General features: G+C 64.1%; 14 protein-coding genes. 6 read left to right on the top strand and 8 right to left on the bottom strand.

Going from position 1 to position 15,044, the window contains the following annotated elements; all coding sequences use genetic code 11:
• Positions 1–4: 4 nt before the first annotated feature.
• Together NCT05_RS25570 and NCT05_RS25565 are read right to left on the bottom strand one after the other, a co-directional pair.
• Positions 5–760: a phosphatase PAP2 family protein gene (locus NCT05_RS25570; RefSeq protein WP_008347285.1), complete on the bottom strand. Its 756-nt coding sequence runs from the start codon at positions 758–760 to the stop codon at positions 5–7.
• A 52-nt stretch (positions 761–812) separates the two neighbouring features.
• Positions 813–1,490, bottom strand: coding sequence for a 4'-phosphopantetheinyl transferase family protein (locus NCT05_RS25565; protein ID WP_239294990.1), 678 nt, complete (start codon positions 1,488–1,490; stop codon positions 813–815).
• 248 nt (positions 1,491–1,738) lie between these two features.
• Here NCT05_RS25565 and fae point away from each other — a divergent pair, with 248 nt between their 5' ends.
• The 6 genes from fae (at position 1,739) to NCT05_RS25535 (ending at position 7,196) form a co-directional block, all read left to right on the top strand.
• Entirely contained in the window at positions 1,739–2,248 is a 510-nt protein-coding gene (gene fae / locus NCT05_RS25560) for a formaldehyde-activating enzyme (RefSeq protein ID WP_008347281.1), read from the top strand.
• Positions 2,249–2,261: 13 nt separating this feature from the next.
• On the top strand, positions 2,262–3,299 hold the full coding sequence (locus NCT05_RS25555) for an aldo/keto reductase (protein ID WP_250503471.1): 1,038 nt from the start codon (positions 2,262–2,264) through the stop codon (positions 3,297–3,299).
• Positions 3,296–4,735 (top strand): NAD-dependent succinate-semialdehyde dehydrogenase, encoded by a 1,440-nt coding sequence (locus tag NCT05_RS25550; RefSeq protein WP_250503469.1) that lies wholly within the window; start codon positions 3,296–3,298, stop codon positions 4,733–4,735. Before NCT05_RS25555 ends, NCT05_RS25550 begins: the two co-directional genes overlap by 4 nt.
• A gap of 106 nt (positions 4,736–4,841) precedes the next feature.
• Positions 4,842–6,212, top strand: a complete 1,371-nt coding sequence (locus tag NCT05_RS25545; protein WP_008347276.1) for an MFS transporter — start codon at positions 4,842–4,844, stop codon at positions 6,210–6,212.
• 389 nt (positions 6,213–6,601) lie between these two features.
• Positions 6,602–6,859, top strand: a complete 258-nt coding sequence (locus NCT05_RS25540; protein ID WP_284507571.1) for a BPSL0067 family protein — start codon at positions 6,602–6,604, stop codon at positions 6,857–6,859.
• On the top strand, positions 6,846–7,196 hold the full coding sequence (locus NCT05_RS25535; protein WP_250503464.1) for an STY0301 family protein: 351 nt from the start codon (positions 6,846–6,848) through the stop codon (positions 7,194–7,196). Before NCT05_RS25540 ends, NCT05_RS25535 begins: the two co-directional genes overlap by 14 nt.
• A gap of 22 nt (positions 7,197–7,218) precedes the next feature.
• Here the strand turns inward: NCT05_RS25535 and NCT05_RS25530 are convergent, their stop codons facing one another.
• The 6 genes from NCT05_RS25530 to aldA all read right to left on the bottom strand — a co-directional run bounded on the left by NCT05_RS25530 (position 7,219) and on the right by aldA (position 14,925).
• Complete coding sequence (locus NCT05_RS25530; protein ID WP_175982054.1) at positions 7,219–8,100, bottom strand: LysR substrate-binding domain-containing protein; 882 nt, start codon at positions 8,098–8,100, stop codon at positions 7,219–7,221.
• Positions 8,101–8,111: 11 nt separating this feature from the next.
• Positions 8,112–9,032, bottom strand: a complete 921-nt coding sequence (locus NCT05_RS25525; protein ID WP_033535896.1) for a LysR substrate-binding domain-containing protein — start codon at positions 9,030–9,032, stop codon at positions 8,112–8,114.
• A 158-nt stretch (positions 9,033–9,190) separates the two neighbouring features.
• Entirely contained in the window at positions 9,191–10,849 is a 1,659-nt protein-coding gene (locus tag NCT05_RS25520; RefSeq protein ID WP_250503462.1) for a GMC family oxidoreductase, read from the bottom strand.
• A gap of 17 nt (positions 10,850–10,866) precedes the next feature.
• Positions 10,867–12,084, bottom strand: a complete 1,218-nt coding sequence (locus tag NCT05_RS25515) for a mandelate racemase/muconate lactonizing enzyme family protein (RefSeq protein WP_008347267.1) — start codon at positions 12,082–12,084, stop codon at positions 10,867–10,869.
• Complete coding sequence (locus tag NCT05_RS25510) at positions 12,081–13,385, bottom strand: MFS transporter (protein ID WP_250503461.1); 1,305 nt, start codon at positions 13,383–13,385, stop codon at positions 12,081–12,083. The genes NCT05_RS25515 and NCT05_RS25510 overlap by 4 nt, the downstream gene beginning before the upstream one ends.
• 115 nt (positions 13,386–13,500) lie before the next feature.
• Entirely contained in the window at positions 13,501–14,925 is a 1,425-nt protein-coding gene (gene aldA / locus NCT05_RS25505; RefSeq protein ID WP_250503460.1) for an aldehyde dehydrogenase, read from the bottom strand.
• Positions 14,926–15,044: the final 119 nt, after the last annotated feature.

Here is a 15,044-nt window from a genome sequence, read left to right as displayed (position 1 = left end):
AATCCTAAAGCGTCCGGCTACGTCGCCGCACGAATTCCGCCGCGCCGATGCACGCCGCGAGCCACGCGCCGCCCGACGCGAAACCGCCGACCACATCGCCGGGAAAATGCACGCCCATCACCACGCGGCTCACGCCGATCGTCAGCACGATGAAGCACGCGAGCGCGACGATGAGCGGATCGCGGCGCGTCGGCGCGAGGCGCAGCAGCACATAGGCGCACATGCCGTAGCAGACGATCGAGCCGAACGTATGTCCGCTCGGGAACGCGAAGCTTTCGGGCAACGGCACGGTCGCGCCGGTGGGACGGTCGCGGCGCATCATCGACTTGAGCGCCTGATTGAGCAGGCCGCCCGCGCTCGTGACCGCGGCGAAATAGACAGCGAGACCGAAGCGCCGCGTCAGCAGCAGCCACGCGCACATGAGCGCCGACAGCAGCGTGAGGAACCAGGGATCGCCGAGATGCGTGAGCGCGGCGAATCCTCGCGCGGCGAATGCGGGCGTGCCGTCGCGCAGAGCGTCGACCATGCGCTGATCCGCCGATGAAAACGCCGTGCCATGCGCGATGCGCGTCGCGATGGCGATGAACACCGCCGCGCCCGTCGCGCTGACGATGCCCGCCGTAACCGCGACGGCCGCGCCGGAAGCGCGCCGTCCGCGCGCGGCGAAGGCCCACGCGACCGCTGCGAGCGCCGGGCCGGCGAAGAGCGCGATCGCGATGATCGCGGCCGCGTGGCGTTGTGCGAGCGCCGTGTATTCCATGATGTCCTGTTTTCTCCCGATCCCGATCCGTGATTACACGGCGCTCGCGGGCTCAGGACGCGGCTGCGTTGCCCTCCGCTTCGAGCGGCCGTTCCCAGCCGAACGCCTGCACGCGCGCGACGGGCTTGTCCAGGACGAGCACGCCGCAGATGCCGCCGGGCATCGGCAAGGTGAGTCCGTGCCAGTCGGCGTCTGTGTCGCCGCGCTGCGCACGCGACTTGCCGATGCGCGCCGCTTCGTCCCACATCGATTGTCTGGCGGCAGCGTCATGCGCGCCCGTCGATTCGACCGTCAAGCCAAGCCCTATTCTCGCCGATGCCACCGCGACCACGATCCAGATGCCCGAATACGCGACATCGACGTGAACCGGGCCGTCGTCATGCGGATGCGTCACGACGATGCGATCGTCCGGTTCGTCCTCGACGCCCACTTCGTGTGGCTCGCAATGGAACATGTGCGAAAGCACGAGCCGCAGCGTCGCGCGCGCGACGGAAAAGCGCCGCCCGAGCGCGGAATTCGGATGCAGCCGCGTGCGTTTTCGTTCGGCGGGACTGAGCCAGTTCCCGATATTCGATGCCGATGCGAAGCGGAATTCGCTCGGCACCAGCCACAGAAAGACTTCGCCGGGCGCGGGCGGTTCGTGGATCTGCACGCGCGATTTGGCGAGATCGTAGTAGCGCCACGCGACATCGGTGACGGGAAGCGGGGAGATGCGATCGATGGAAGACATGTGCGTCAGCGGACCCGGCGGCGCGCTCACGCCGGAATAATCCGCATTCAGAACAAACTCACATTTTGGGCGCTGGAAGCTTATGGGACGCTTATCCCGCCTACGGGTGATTCCCGAGTTGAGCTTTCATCAATCCGGTCCTCAAAAATCGTCGATTCCTCCCCGCGCGACGCCCGCCGCAGAATGCCTCACATCCACCGCAACGGTGGTTGAACTGCACACATCACGCGGACACAAGGAAGGAGTCAATGGAAAAGAATCTGTTCATCGGCGAAGGCTTCGAAGGGCCGGGCGTCAATCTCGCGCACATCAACGTGCTGGTCGGCCCGCGCAACGGCCCGGCCGGTCAGGCTTTCGCGACCGCGCTCGCGACGCCGTCCGCCGGGCACGCGCCGTTCGTCGTGATCGCGCAGCCGGGCGTGCCGACCAAGCCGCTCACGCTCTATGTCAACAAGGCGCAGATCGACGGCGATTTCCACGGCAACGCGACGTGGGGCGCATCGCAGGCGGGCATCGCGAAGGCGGTCGCCGAATCGCTCGAAAACGGCACGCTGCCGCCGGAAGCGGAGAACGACTGGGTCGTCGTGTCGGCGAACTGGGTCAATCCGAAAACCGACGATCTCGACGCCGTATTCGAGAACAACTATCGCGCGTGCCGTAACGCGATCATCGCCGCGATGGAAGGCCTGCCGCGCAAGGAAGCCGTGTTCAAGGCCGCGCGCGATGTGTCGAATCCGTTCTACACGCCGAAGAAGTAAGGAGTTTTCGACAATGGAATATGTGCGTCTCGGCCAGTCCGGCCTGAAGGTTTCGCGCCTGTGCCTCGGCACGATGAACATGGGCACGCCGCAATGGAAGCCGTGGATTTTCGATGAAGCGCAAAGCGAGCCGATCGTGAAGCACGCGCTCGACTACGGCGTGAACTTCATCGACCTGGCGGATTTCTATTCGACGGGCGTCGGCGAGGAAGTCGTCGGCCGCATTCTGAAGCGGCTCGTTGCGCGCGAGGAAGTCGTCGTGACGACGAAGGTCGGCTACGACATGGCGAGCCATCCGAACGCGGGCGGCCACTCGCGCAAGCACATCATGGACGGCATCGACGGCTCCCTGAAGCGTCTCGGCATGGACTACGTCGATATCTACATGCTGCATTACTTCGACGTGAACACGCCCGTCGAAGAAACGATGCACGCGCTCGACGACATCGTGCGCGCGGGCAAGGCGCGTTACATCGGCGTATCGACGATGTATACGTGGCAGTTCGCCAAGATCGTGCAGGCGTGCGAGCGCCACGGCTGGCACAAGCCGATCAACATGCAGTTGCAGTTGAACGTCGCGTATCGCGAGGAAGAGCGCGAGATGATTCCGTACTGCATCGATCAGGGCGTCGGCGTGTCCGTGTTCAGTCCGCTCGCGCGCGGCCTGCTCACATCCGACGCAAAATCCACGCGCAACCAGACCGATTTCTTCACCGCGCAAATGTATGGCGATCGCGCGTCGCAGGACATCGCGGCATCGGTCGCGCGCGTCGCGGCGCGGCGCGGCGTGCCGGCCGCGCAGATCGCGCAGGCGTGGGTGTTGAGCCGTCCCGGGATTGCGTCCATGCTCGTCGGCGCGGATTCGCCGGCGCAATTCGACAGCGCCTTCGCCGCGCTGGACACGAAGCTCGACGACGACGAACTGCACGAGCTGGAGCGCAACTACACGCCGTGCGATCTCATCAACGACTACACGGCGGGGCGGCGCATCGCGCGCGAGGCGCGTGCGGCGCAAGGCGTGTTCGAACAAGCGATGGAGCGCGCGGCATGATCGATCTGATGCGGACGAATCACTACATCGACGGCACATGGCGCGAAAGCGCGGGCACGTATCCCGTGCGCAATCCGGCGACGGGCGAGTCCATCGCGAACGTCGCGCGCGGCGGTCGTGCCGAAGCGCAGCAGGCGATCGATGCCGCGAAGCGCGCCTTCCCCGCATGGCGCGCGCTGACCGCGAAGGAACGCAGCGCGCGCGTGAAGCGTTGGGGCGAACTGATGCTCGCCAATCGCAACACCCTCGCCGAACTGCTGACTCGCGAACAAGGCAAGCCGCTTGCCGAAGCGCTCGGTGAAGTCGCGTACGCGGCGAGTTTCTTCGAATGGTTCGCGGAAGAAGCGAAGCGCAGCTACGGCGACATCATCCCGAGTCCGAAGCCGAACGCGAAGATCGTCGTGACGCGCGAGCCGGTCGGCGTCGTCGCCGCCATCACGCCGTGGAATTTCCCGCTCGCGATGATCACGCGCAAAGCCGGTCCCGCGCTGGCCGCGGGCTGCACGATGGTGCTGAAGCCGTCCGAGGAAACGCCGCTGTCCGCGCTCGCGCTGGCGGTGCTCGCGGAGCAAGCAGGCATTCCGGCAGGCGTGTTCAACGTCGTGTCGGGCGATGCGGTCGCCATCGGCGAGACGCTGACCGCATCGCCCGATGTGCGCAAGCTCTCGTTCACCGGCTCGACGCGCGTCGGCAAGCTGCTCGCGAAGCAATCGGCGGATACCTTGAAGAAGCTGTCGCTCGAACTCGGCGGCAACGCGCCCTTCATCGTGTTCGACGACGCCGATATCGACGCCGCCGTGCAAGGCGCGATCGCGTCGAAGTTCCGCAATACCGGGCAGACGTGCGTGTGCGTGAACCGCTTCTACGTGCAGGACCGCGTCTACGATGCCTTCACGCAAACGCTGACGCGCGCGGTGCACAAGCTGCGCGTCGGCAACGGGCTCGAAGGCGAGTTCGATCAGGGGCCGCTCATCAACGAAGCCGCGCTGATGAAGGTGCAAGCCCATGTCGCCGATGCCGTGAGCAAAGGCGCGAAGGTGCTGACGGGTGGCAAGCCGCACGCGCTCGGCGGCACGTTCTACGAGCCGACGGTGCTCGCGGACGCCACGCCTTCGATGCTCGTCGCCGATGAGGAAACCTTCGGTCCGGTCGCCGCGTGCTTCCGCTTCGCGACGGAAGAAGACGTCATCGCCGCCGCGAACGACACGCCGTACGGCCTTTCCGCGTACTTCTACACGCGCGATCTGGGCCGCGCGTGGCGTGTCGCGGAGGCGCTGGAGAGCGGCATGGTCGGCATCAACGAAGGCATCATCTCGACGGAAGTCGCGCCGTTCGGCGGCGTGAAGCAGTCGGGACTGGGCCGCGAAGGTTCCAAGTACGGACTCGATGAATACACGGAACTCAAGTACATGATGATGGCCGGACTCGGCCGCTGAATCATCGCCATACCGCGCATGCACGAAACATAACGCTATCGCGTGCGCGGTTTTCTTGCGGCGTCGATGCGCCGCTCCACTCGAGGTGGAGGAGATACTCTTGGACATGCAAAGCCTGAGCGCGCAGCCGCTCGCCCCGGGCGCCGCCGCGCCCTTCGATACGACGCGCAATCGCGTCGCGCTCGACGATGTGCCGCTGAACCGTTTCCACATCAAGATCGCGGGCCTCACGTTCGGCGCGCACTTCACCGAAGGTTATGCGCTCGGCACGATCGGTTATGCGCTGTCGTCGCTCAACAAACAGATTCCGCTCGACGCGTTCTGGATGGGCCTGCTCGGTTCATCCGCGCTGATCGGCATTTTTCTCGGCAGTCTCGTGTTCGGCTGGCTTTCGGACAAGCTCGGACGTCAGAAGATTTTCCTGTTGAGCTTCATCATCATCACGGCGGCCGCGTTCGCGCAGTTCTATGCGACGACGCCCGCGATGCTCGTCGGCTTGCGCGTGCTGATCGGCTTCGGCATGGGCGGCGATTTCGCGGTCGGTCATGCGATTCTCGCGGAGTTCTCGCCGCGCAAGCATCGCGGCGTGCTGCTCGGCTCGTTCAGCGTGATCTGGACGATCGGCTATGTGATCGCGAACGTGCTCGGCATGCATTACGCCGACGCGACGCCCGATGCGTGGCGCTGGCTGCTGGCCTCCGCCGGCGTGCCGGCGTTTCTGGTGCTCATCATGCGCGTGGGCACGCCGGAATCGCCGCGCTGGCTGCTCGGCAAAGGCCGCGTCGATGAAGCGATGCGCATCGTGCGCAAGCACTTCGGCCCGAACGTCACGCTCGAAGCCGATACGGGCGAGCATTTCGCGGGCAAGGGCGGCTTCGCGCGGCTCTTCAAGCCGGATCTGATTCGCCGCACGATCTTCAATTGCGCGTTTTTCGTGTGCCTCGTGATTCCGTACTTTGCGATCTACACGTTCCTGCCGAGCATTCTCACGGCGATCCGTCTGCCCGAAGGATCGGGCGCCGATCTGCTGCTCAATGGCTTTCTCGTGCTCGGCGCGCTGATCGGCATCTGGCTGACCATCAAGCTGTCGCGGCGCTCGTTCCTGATCGGGTCGTTCGCGGTGTGCTGCCTGTCGCTGTTTGCGTTGAGCGTGCTGCCGTCGTCGGCGAATGTGGGGATGATCGTCGCGTTCGGCGTCTTCACGCTGACGATGTCGGCATTCTCGAATCTCGTCGGCGTGTTTCCGCCGGAGTGCTTTCCGACCGAGGCGCGGGCGTGCGGTGTGGGACTGTCGATCGCGTGCAGCAGGTTGGGATCGGCGGTGGGGACGTTTCTTTTGCCTATCGGGATCGCGCAGGCCGGCGTGCAGATGACGATGCTCGCGCTCGCGGCGGTGTTGCTCGTCGGGATGATCGTGTCGATCGCGTGGGCGCCGGAGACGAAGCATCTGACGTTGAGTGAGGCGAGTGGGGGGTGAGGCCAGGTGCAGTAACGCGCGGCAACGGAAACGTTGCCGCGTTTCATGGCAGATTCGGAATAAACGCGTCGAGGCCGTCCGACATAGTTGTTACCGTTGAGGTGAGCGCCGAGAGGACAAGGCGCGAAGCGGGACGTTGACTCGCGTCATTGCCGACAGAGATTTTCCTGTCATTTGACAGTCTCGTCATTCTGAACATCTCGATCGTTTTCGCCATGAGCTATATCAGTTCAAACTACAAGAACTCACCCTCGGCGCGGCTGAACACTTGGGTATGCGCCCCATGATCCGCACACGGTCCTTACGACGATGCGCCACCCGATGGTCGCACTGGCCACCCGGACTATTGCGGCGGATGCGTCTCCTATGTCAAGCAAGTATGTCCGTCGCTGCCGGCCACGATTGCATGGAAAAAAGGAGCTGCTGTTAAAAACAACCCGCACATCGTTGAGCGGACCGTCATCGCCACATTCGACAATCACCGACACTTCCACGGGCACGCTGCAATCTATGTCAGTCAGAGTCCCGTCGGCGTAACGGTATATGACCAATACGCGCATCCGCCCAAGCCCATTGGACCGCGCATCTTGCGCTGGGGCCAAGGCTCCGACGTCAACAACGGAGACAAATTCTATGTCGTCGAGTAAGACGCTCGCCTGTCTGACGACATTGCTCCTCGCCGCAAGCGTCAGCGGACTCGCGAAGGCGGAAGCGATCGCGTGTCCCGCGTTGCCGGGCACGCATCTCCAATACGTCGCGGCCTTCGACGGAAAGCCGGAAGAACACGTCCGGCTCATTGCGGATCATGGCGATGCCAAGCGGGGCTATTGGAAACTCGGCTACGTCTACGATCACGGCCGCTCAGTGACCGTTCAGTGCGTCTACGCCAACAAGGAAACGCGGGACTTCACCCTTGAGAAGCGAGTCGATGAGTGCCGATATCGGATCGACGAGCCAGGATCCGCCGAACTCGATTGCAAGTAACGCAAAGGCGAAGGCCGCGCACTCAATCCCGCGCCGCCTTCGCTCCCTCCCCGCGCAGCCATTCCGCGAACGCCTGCACGGAATCCGCCCCGGCGAACGAAGGCGCGATATCCAGCCAATATCCGTAAGGCCCTGTCGACTCCACCGGCGACAGCAGAACCAGCGACCCGTCATGCAGTTCATCCGCGATCATGTTGCGATCGACGACCGCCAGCCCCGATCCCGCGCGCGCCGCGTGAATCGCCTGATCGAGTGTCGAGAACTCGATGCCGTTCTCGCCGAACGCGCGCGGCAAACCGGCGGCATCGAGCCAGTTGGGCCAGAGCGTGAGCCGCGCATCGTTGTGCAGCACATGCAGCGCGGGCAGCCGCTTCAGCAGCGCTTCGACCGGCTGCCCCGCCAACTTCATCGCGCCGACGAGCACATGCCGCTCGATGAACAGCAGCTCCGACCGATGATCCGCCCGCGCCTCGTATCCGAAGCGAATGCTGCACTGACGGTCTTCGACGGCATCGGTGCGAACGGAGAGATCGATGTCGGGCACGGCGTCCATTAGCGAACCCAGTCGCGGCGAGAGCCAGCGCGTCGCGAAAGTCGGCGGCGCGATCACGGTCAGACGCTTGCGCTCGCTGCGTTGCACGTTGGAAAGCGAACGCGTGACGCGCTCGATCGAATCGAACGCCTCCGACAGGCAAGCAAGCAATTCCGCGCCCTGCTTCGTGAGCCGGATGCCCTTGTGATCGCGATCGAAAAGCTTCGTGCCGAGCGCATCTTCGAGCAGGCGAATTTGACGGCTGACCGCGCCCGGCGTCACGCACAACGCCGCCGCCGACTTGTTGAAGCTCATATGGCGCGCGCTTTCCTCGAAAAAGCGCAACGCGGTCAGAGATGGCAAGCGCCGCACGGTCGGCTCCTTCAGACGAACGCGCTACGCTTGCCGCCGAGCGCCTGCGTCTGTTTCCCGATCTCGCCGCGCAGCCATTCACGAAACAGCGCGACTTGCGGCGCGTCGTCCTGGCCGGTGCGCGTCACAAGCCAGTAAGACTGATGCCCGTCCACTTCGACATCGACGATCGGCACGAGCGTCCCCTGCCGCAACTCGTGCCCGATCATGTGGCGATCGGCGATGGTGACGCCGAGGCCGTCGGTGGCCGCGCGAATCGCGTTGTCGAGCAGATCGAATTCGTAGCCGCCGCGCGTATCGACATTGTCGATGTTCGCCGCCTTGAGCCAGTGCTGCCACGTCAGATAGCGCTGATCGCTCGCCGCGAGCACATGCAGCAGCGTGAACGCGTTCAGATCGATGCCGGTCGTATCGCACTCGGCGAGCAGCGCGGGCGAGCACACGGCGATATGCCGCTCGTTCATCAGCAACTCATTGTCGAGGCCGTCCCATTCGCCATTGCCGAAGCGGATGGCGCAGTCGAGTGCGCCCGATTCGACGAGATCGTCCTTCAGGCGCGTAGTCAGCGTGATTTCGAGTTCCGGCGCGGCGGCGCGCAGCGATTGCAGCCGCGGCATCAGCCAGCGGCGCGCGAAGGTAGGCGGCGCATTGACGCGCAAGCGCGTCAGATGAGTCTTTTCCTGAATGCTGCGCACCGTGAGTTCGATGCGATCGAACGACATTCTGAGCGCCTGCAGCAAGAGCCGCCCCGTCGCCGACAACTCCAGATAATGATGGCGGCGCAACAGCAGCGGTTCGCCGAGCTGCGTTTCGAGCTGACGCACCTGCCGGCTCACCGCGCTTTGCGTCACATGCAGCATTTCCGCCGCGCGCGTGAAGCTGCCGGTGTGCCCGGCGACTTCGAAAGCCCTGAGCGCATTCAGGGCAGGCATTTTTCGCTTCAATTCCGTCTCCTCTTCCTGGCGTTCGACGGGCGCATTGAACACGTATCCGCGCCGGAACGTATCGCTCTTGGGCGACATTTTACGAATCGAGGCAAATTATGCCGCTTCGGGGCGCGAAGACGTTTCATGTCTCGCGCCCGCGTGCATCACGCGATCGCGGCAGGCTCCGCAGGCGCCGACACCTGTTCGATGACCGTGCGGGCATCGTCGAGAATCATGTCCGCGCCTTTCTCCGCGACCATCATCACCGGCGCGTTGAGATTGCCCGACGTGATGTTCGGAAAGATCGACGCATCGACGATGCGCAGGCCTTGCATGCCATGCACGCGCAGGCGCTCGTCGACGACCGCGGTGCGCGCGTCCGGTCCCATCGCGCAGGAACCGCACAGGTGATAGATCGAGCCCGACTGCTCGCGGAAATACTCGAGCATGTCGGCATCGCTTTCGACTTGCGGTCCCGGCGAAATCTCTTCTGCCGTAATCGCCTGCAGCGCGGCCGAACTCATGATCTTGCGCACGAGCTTGCTGCCCTGCACCGCTTCGCGGATGTCCTTCGGCGTCGTCAGCGCGTTGATGCTGATCTTCGCGGCATCTTCCACGCGGTTCGACGCGATTTCGATCGATCCGCGGCTCGTCGGACGGCACGGATTGAAGCACAGCAGGAAGCCCGAATACGGCTCGGGTTCGAGCTGCGCCTTGCTGCTCTTCGGAATCCGATAGGAAAGCGGATTGAAATAGAGCTGCAGGTTCGGCTCTTTCTCGTCGTCATCGCCTTTGAAGAAGCCGCCCGACTGGTTCACGCTCATCGAGAGCGGGCCCTTGCGCGATGTCAGATACCGCATCGCCGCCTTGACCTTGCCGAAGAGCGAGGAGAGTTCGTCGTTCAGCGTCGGCACCGTCGCGCGATAGTAGAAGCTCACGCACAAGTGATCCTGCAGATTCTTGCCGACCGCCGGCAACTCGTGCACGACCGGAATGCCGTGGTTCGCGAGCAGCGCCGCGTCGCCGAGACCGGAAAGCTGCATGAGCTTCGGCGTATCGACCGCGCCCGCCGACAGAATCACCTCGCGCTTCGCACGGAACTGCAGCGATTCGCCGTTGCGCGTGGCGATGACGCCGGTCGCGCGCTTGCCGTCGAACGTCACGCGGCTCACGCTGACATTGCGCTCCACGCGCAGATTCTTGCGCCCGAGCACCGGATGCAGATACTCGAAGCTGCTCGACGAACGCTCGCCATTGCGCGCGTTGATGTCATACACGGTCGCGCCTTCGTAATCGGGGCCGTTGATGTCGCCGGTCACGGGAAAGCCCGCTTGCCGCGCGCCTTCGAGGAACGTGCCGCAGATCGCGTGCGCGCCCTCTTTCATCGACGAAATGCTGATCTTGCCGTTCGCGCCGTGATACGGCGTGTCGCCGGCCCAGTGCGATTCGAGGCGGCGGAAATACGGCAGCACGTCCCGATAGCCCCAGCCCGCGTTGCCGGCGCGCGCCCAGTCGTCGAAATCGTGCGGCTGGCCGCGCACGTAGATCATCGCGTTGATCGAGCCGGAGCCGCCCTGCACCTTGCCGCGCGGGCAATACAGCGAGCGGTCCTTCAGTTGCGCTTCCGGCTCGCTGTAGTACATCCAGTTGTATTGCGGGTTGTAGTAGGTCTTCGTGAAGCCGACCGGCGCCTTGAACCAGAACGAATCGTCCTTGCCGCCCGCTTCGAGCAGCAGCACCGAATGCTCGCCGGACTCGGTGAGACGATTGGCGAGCACGCAGCCCGCCGATCCCGCACCTACGATGATGTAATCGAATTCCATGTTTTCTGCTTTTCCGTTCAGCCCTTGGCGGGCGCGAGATCTTTCACGTCGGCGGGCTTCGCGGCCATCTGCAGATGCAGACGCTCGCCCGTGTACGGCGTATGCGCGCGCACGACGTCCATGTTCAGTTCGACGCCCAGGCCCGGCTCAGTCGACGGAATGATGTAGCCGTCTTCCCAGCGAATCTTCGTCTTGAGCACTTCCGCGTGGAATCCGCCCCACGTCTCGATGCTTTCCTGAATCAGGAAGTTCGGCGAGCACGCGGCGATCTGAATGCTCGCCGCCGCGCCGACCGGACCGTTGTAAAGATGCGGCGCGATCTGCGCGTAGTACACCTCGGCGAGACTCGCGATCTTCTTCGCTTCGAGCAGACCGCCGACGCGTCCCACGTTGAATTGCAGGATCGACGCGGCTTTCGCTTCGAGCAGCTTGAAGAACTCGTACTTCGTCGTGAGGCGCTCGCCGGCCGCGATCGGAATGCTGGTTTTCGCGGCGACTTGCGCCATCGCGTCTTCCTGTCCCGGCGGCACCGGTTCCTCGAACCACAGCGGATCGAACTTCTCGAGGCGCTGCGCAAGACGGATCGCCGACGACGGCACCATCTGACCATGCGTGCCGAACAGCAGATCGGCCTTGCTGCCGACCGCCTCGCGCACCTTGCGGCAGAACGTCTCGCAGCGGTCCATCACTTCGAGCGAAATCTGATGCCCCGAATACGCGGTGTACGGGCCGGCCGGATCGAACTTGACGGCCGTGAAGCCGAGCGCGACGTTGTGCGCGGCGCATTCGGCGGCGAGATCGGGATCGTCGTAGTCGTATTCGCCGCGCGCGTTCTTCGGATAGAGATACGTGTACGAACGCAGACGTTCATGCACGCGTCCGCCGAGCAGTTCGTAGACGGGCTTGCCCGCCGCCTTGCCGATGATGTCCCAGCACGCCATTTCGAGGCCGCTGACGACGCCCATCATCGTGAGATCGGGGCGCTGCGTGAAGCCGCTCGAATACGCCTCGCGATAGAAGCGCTCGACATGATGCGGATCGTGACCGAGCAGATAGCGCTCGAACACGTCTTCGATGATCGGCGCCATCGCTTTCGGATGGAACGTCGCCGAATAAATCTCGCCGACGCCCTCGATGCCGCAGTCCGTGCGCAGCTTCACGAAAATCCAGTACATGCCGCCGATATGCGGCGGCGGCACGGCGACGATATGTGTTTCCAGTGCGGCGATCTTCACTGTTGCGCTCCCAGCTTCCTGAGTCGAAGTTTGAACATGATGGCCGCCACGCCGCCGAGCGCGGACATGAAGGCGATATAACCGAAGTACAGCTGATATCCGTACACGCCCGGATAGTTCTGCGTCAGATAGCCGTTGATGAGCGGCAGGACCGCATCGGGCGAATAGCCGACGACGGACACGAGGCCGATCGCGAGGCCCATCGTTTCGGCGGGCACCTTGCATTGATCGAGCAGCGACCAGTAAAGCCCGCGAATCGCGTACGTCATCACGCCGATGAACAGCACGAGCACCGCGACGAGCACATGGCTCGAAATGCCGGGCGCGGCCATCAGCACGATGAGCGCGGCGGATGCGGAGAAGAGCGCGACGATGAGCACGGTCGTCTTCGAGAAGCGATCGCCGAGAAAGCCGCCGCCGATGCCGCCGATCGGGCGCATCCAGAGTTTCAGCGTCGTGATGAAGCCGGCCAGAACCACCGACAGCCCGATCTCCTTCTCATGCAGATAAGCGGAGAAACTGTAAGTCGACCAGAAGACCTGATAGCCGCAGAAGACGATCGCGGAAAGCAGCGCGAGTTGCGGATTCTTCATCAGCGAGATGAGATCGCGCAGCACATTGCGCTTTTCGCGCTTCGCCGCAGCCGCCGCCTGCGCGCCTTGCGGATCGCGCACGAGGCCGAGCACGACGCCGAGCCCGATGCACAGGAACGCGTACATGTAGACGACGAGCCGGAAGCCCGCGACCGTCGAATCGCCGCGCGTCTGCGTGACCCAGGCGAACAGCCCGATCGCGATGGTCGCGAGCAGCGCTTCGATCAGGCCGCGCCCGCCGTCGAGAAAGCCGAAGAAGCGGCCTTGCTCGTCGGCGGCGGCGATCGTCTGCACGCGCTTGATGATCGCGGCCCAGAACGTGAGGCCGGTCGTCAGGCCCCATCCGCCGAAGATCACGATCAGCGAGGCGAACGACGGCGCGGTGGAATACCACAGCCCGAGCGCGCCCGTCGCGATCAGCGAGAAGCTGATGAGCAGGCGCGGCGCGACGCGATCCGCGAGCCAGCCGCTCGGCAAATAGCACACGAGGAAGATCGTGCCGAGCGCGGAGTAGAGATAGCCGAGTTGCGCTTCGGTGATATGGAAGACTTCGAGCATCGTCGGCTGATACACCTGCCGCAGATACAGAATCGGATAGATGGCGCCGGCGGCGATGACGAGCAGCGCGAGCTGGATATAGCGGTCGGCGCGCTTGCCTTCGCGCGGCGTCGCCACGCTTTGGCCGGATTGAGCGGGATTCGATGACACAGGCGTGCTCCTCGAAGGGCAGCGGCGCGCGGCGTGCGGACGCCGCGCGGCTGGGCCTTCACTATGTTTTTGTAGAGTGTGAGAAAAGGAATGCGGCCGGAAACGGCCGCGAGAATCAGTACTTCATGACGACGAGACGCGTCTGCGTGAACTCGAGCATGCCGTGCTTGCCGTCGTCGCCGCCGATGCCGGAGCGCTTCCAGCCGGCGTGAAAACCTTGATACGGATCGGCGGGCGTGCGGTTGATGTACAACTCGCCCGCTTCGATCGAATTCGCGACCTTCATCGCCGTGCGGTAGTTCTCGGTGTAGAGCACCGACGAAAGGCCGAACTGATGATCGTTCGCCATCGCGATCGCTTCGTCGATCGTCGCGTACTTCAGCACCGCGAGCACCGGGCCGAACGTCTCTTCCTGCACGATTTCCATGTCCTGACGGCAGTTCGACAGCAGCGTCGGCGGATAGAAAAAGCCCTTGCGATCCGGCACTTCGCCGCCGGTTTCCAGCGTGGCGCCCGCTTCGATCGCGCGGCGGACCATCGCGTGAATGCCGTCGCGCGATGCCTTGTTCACGAGCGGACCCATGTGGCTCGCGTCCTCGTAGCGATCGCCGATCGCCTTCGCCTTCATCTGCTCGCGCAGCAGGCCGACGAATTCGTCGTGGATGCGCTCGTGCACATAGACGCGTTCGATCGCCGTGCAAAGCTGACCGCTGTGCGTGAGCTTCGATGCGACGAGTTCGCGCGCGGCCTTCTGCAGATCGGCGTCCGGCTCGACGATCGCGGGCGTCTTGCCGCCCAGTTCCAGCGAAGGTTTAGCGATGTTCGCCTTGCAGTATTCGAGCACCTTGCGGCCCGCGTTGACGCTGCCCGTCAAGGTAATCATGCCGACCTTCGGATGCGTGCAGACGACCCCGGCGGTCGCGTGATCCATCGCGAGCACATTGATGACGCCGGCGGGCAAGGCCGCACGCTCGACGGCGCGCGCCAGTTCGAACGCCGACAGCGGCGTGTTGTTGCTCGGACGCACGACGACCGTGTTGCCCGCGATCAGCGCCGGCGCGACCTTGCGCATCAGCGTGTAGATGGGGAAGTTGAACGGAATCAGGCACGCGACAACGCCGATCGGCTCGCGATGCAGCACGAGATTTTCGTTCGGCGTATCGCTCGGAATGACTTCGCCTTCGATGCGGCGCGCCCATTCCGCGTGATAGCGCGTGATCTGCGCGGCGTAGACGGCTTCGTTGGTCGCGTCGAGCAGGCTCTTGCCGGACTCGGCCGCGAGCGCCGCGCCGATATCGGCGGAGGCTTCGACGATGGCATCCGCGAGGCGCTGCATATGCGCGCCGCGCTCCGCGGCAGGCATCGCGCGCCACAGACGTTGCGCGTCGGCGGCCTGATCGACGGCGAGCAGCGCCTGCTCGCGCGACGCATTGTGAACGTGGCCCAGCACCTCTTCGGTCGCGGGATTCAGGACGGCGGTTACGTCATCGCTCACGGGCTCGACGAAACGTCCGTTCACAAAATTGCGTTCTGGCTTCATGTGGCGGTTTCCTTGATCGCTGCGCGCCACGACGCCCGGCCGCCGGGAAATCGGACGACCGCTGCGACAAGGCAACGCATTTGCGGGCCATTCTTTCGTGCCTCGCGCTGCAACGACAA

Source organism: Caballeronia sp. AZ7_KS35, from assembly GCF_023631045.1.
GTDB classification, from domain to species: domain Bacteria; phylum Pseudomonadota; class Gammaproteobacteria; order Burkholderiales; family Burkholderiaceae; genus Caballeronia; species Caballeronia zhejiangensis.
This window is presented reverse-complemented; position numbering and strand designations above follow the sequence as displayed.

What these genes read in the sequence shown, in the direction of transcription:
- NCT05_RS25570 (WP_008347285.1), bottom strand. Translation starts at nt 760, where the DNA reads ATGGAATACACGGCGCTCGCACAACGCCACGCGGCCGCGATCATCGCG.
- NCT05_RS25565 (WP_239294990.1), bottom strand. Translation starts at nt 1,490, where the DNA reads ATGTCTTCCATCGATCGCATCTCCCCGCTTCCCGTCACCGATGTCGCG.
- fae (WP_008347281.1), top strand. Translation starts at nt 1,739, where the DNA reads ATGGAAAAGAATCTGTTCATCGGCGAAGGCTTCGAAGGGCCGGGCGTC.
- NCT05_RS25555 (WP_250503471.1), top strand. Translation starts at nt 2,262, where the DNA reads ATGGAATATGTGCGTCTCGGCCAGTCCGGCCTGAAGGTTTCGCGCCTG.
- NCT05_RS25550 (WP_250503469.1), top strand. Translation starts at nt 3,296, where the DNA reads ATGATCGATCTGATGCGGACGAATCACTACATCGACGGCACATGGCGC.
- NCT05_RS25545 (WP_008347276.1), top strand. Translation starts at nt 4,842, where the DNA reads ATGCAAAGCCTGAGCGCGCAGCCGCTCGCCCCGGGCGCCGCCGCGCCC.
- NCT05_RS25535 (WP_250503464.1), top strand. Translation starts at nt 6,846, where the DNA reads ATGTCGTCGAGTAAGACGCTCGCCTGTCTGACGACATTGCTCCTCGCC.
- NCT05_RS25525 (WP_033535896.1), bottom strand. Translation starts at nt 9,032, where the DNA reads ATGCCTGCCCTGAATGCGCTCAGGGCTTTCGAAGTCGCCGGGCACACC.
- NCT05_RS25520 (WP_250503462.1), bottom strand. Translation starts at nt 10,849, where the DNA reads ATGGAATTCGATTACATCATCGTAGGTGCGGGATCGGCGGGCTGCGTG.
- aldA (WP_250503460.1), bottom strand. Translation starts at nt 14,925, where the DNA reads ATGAAGCCAGAACGCAATTTTGTGAACGGACGTTTCGTCGAGCCCGTG.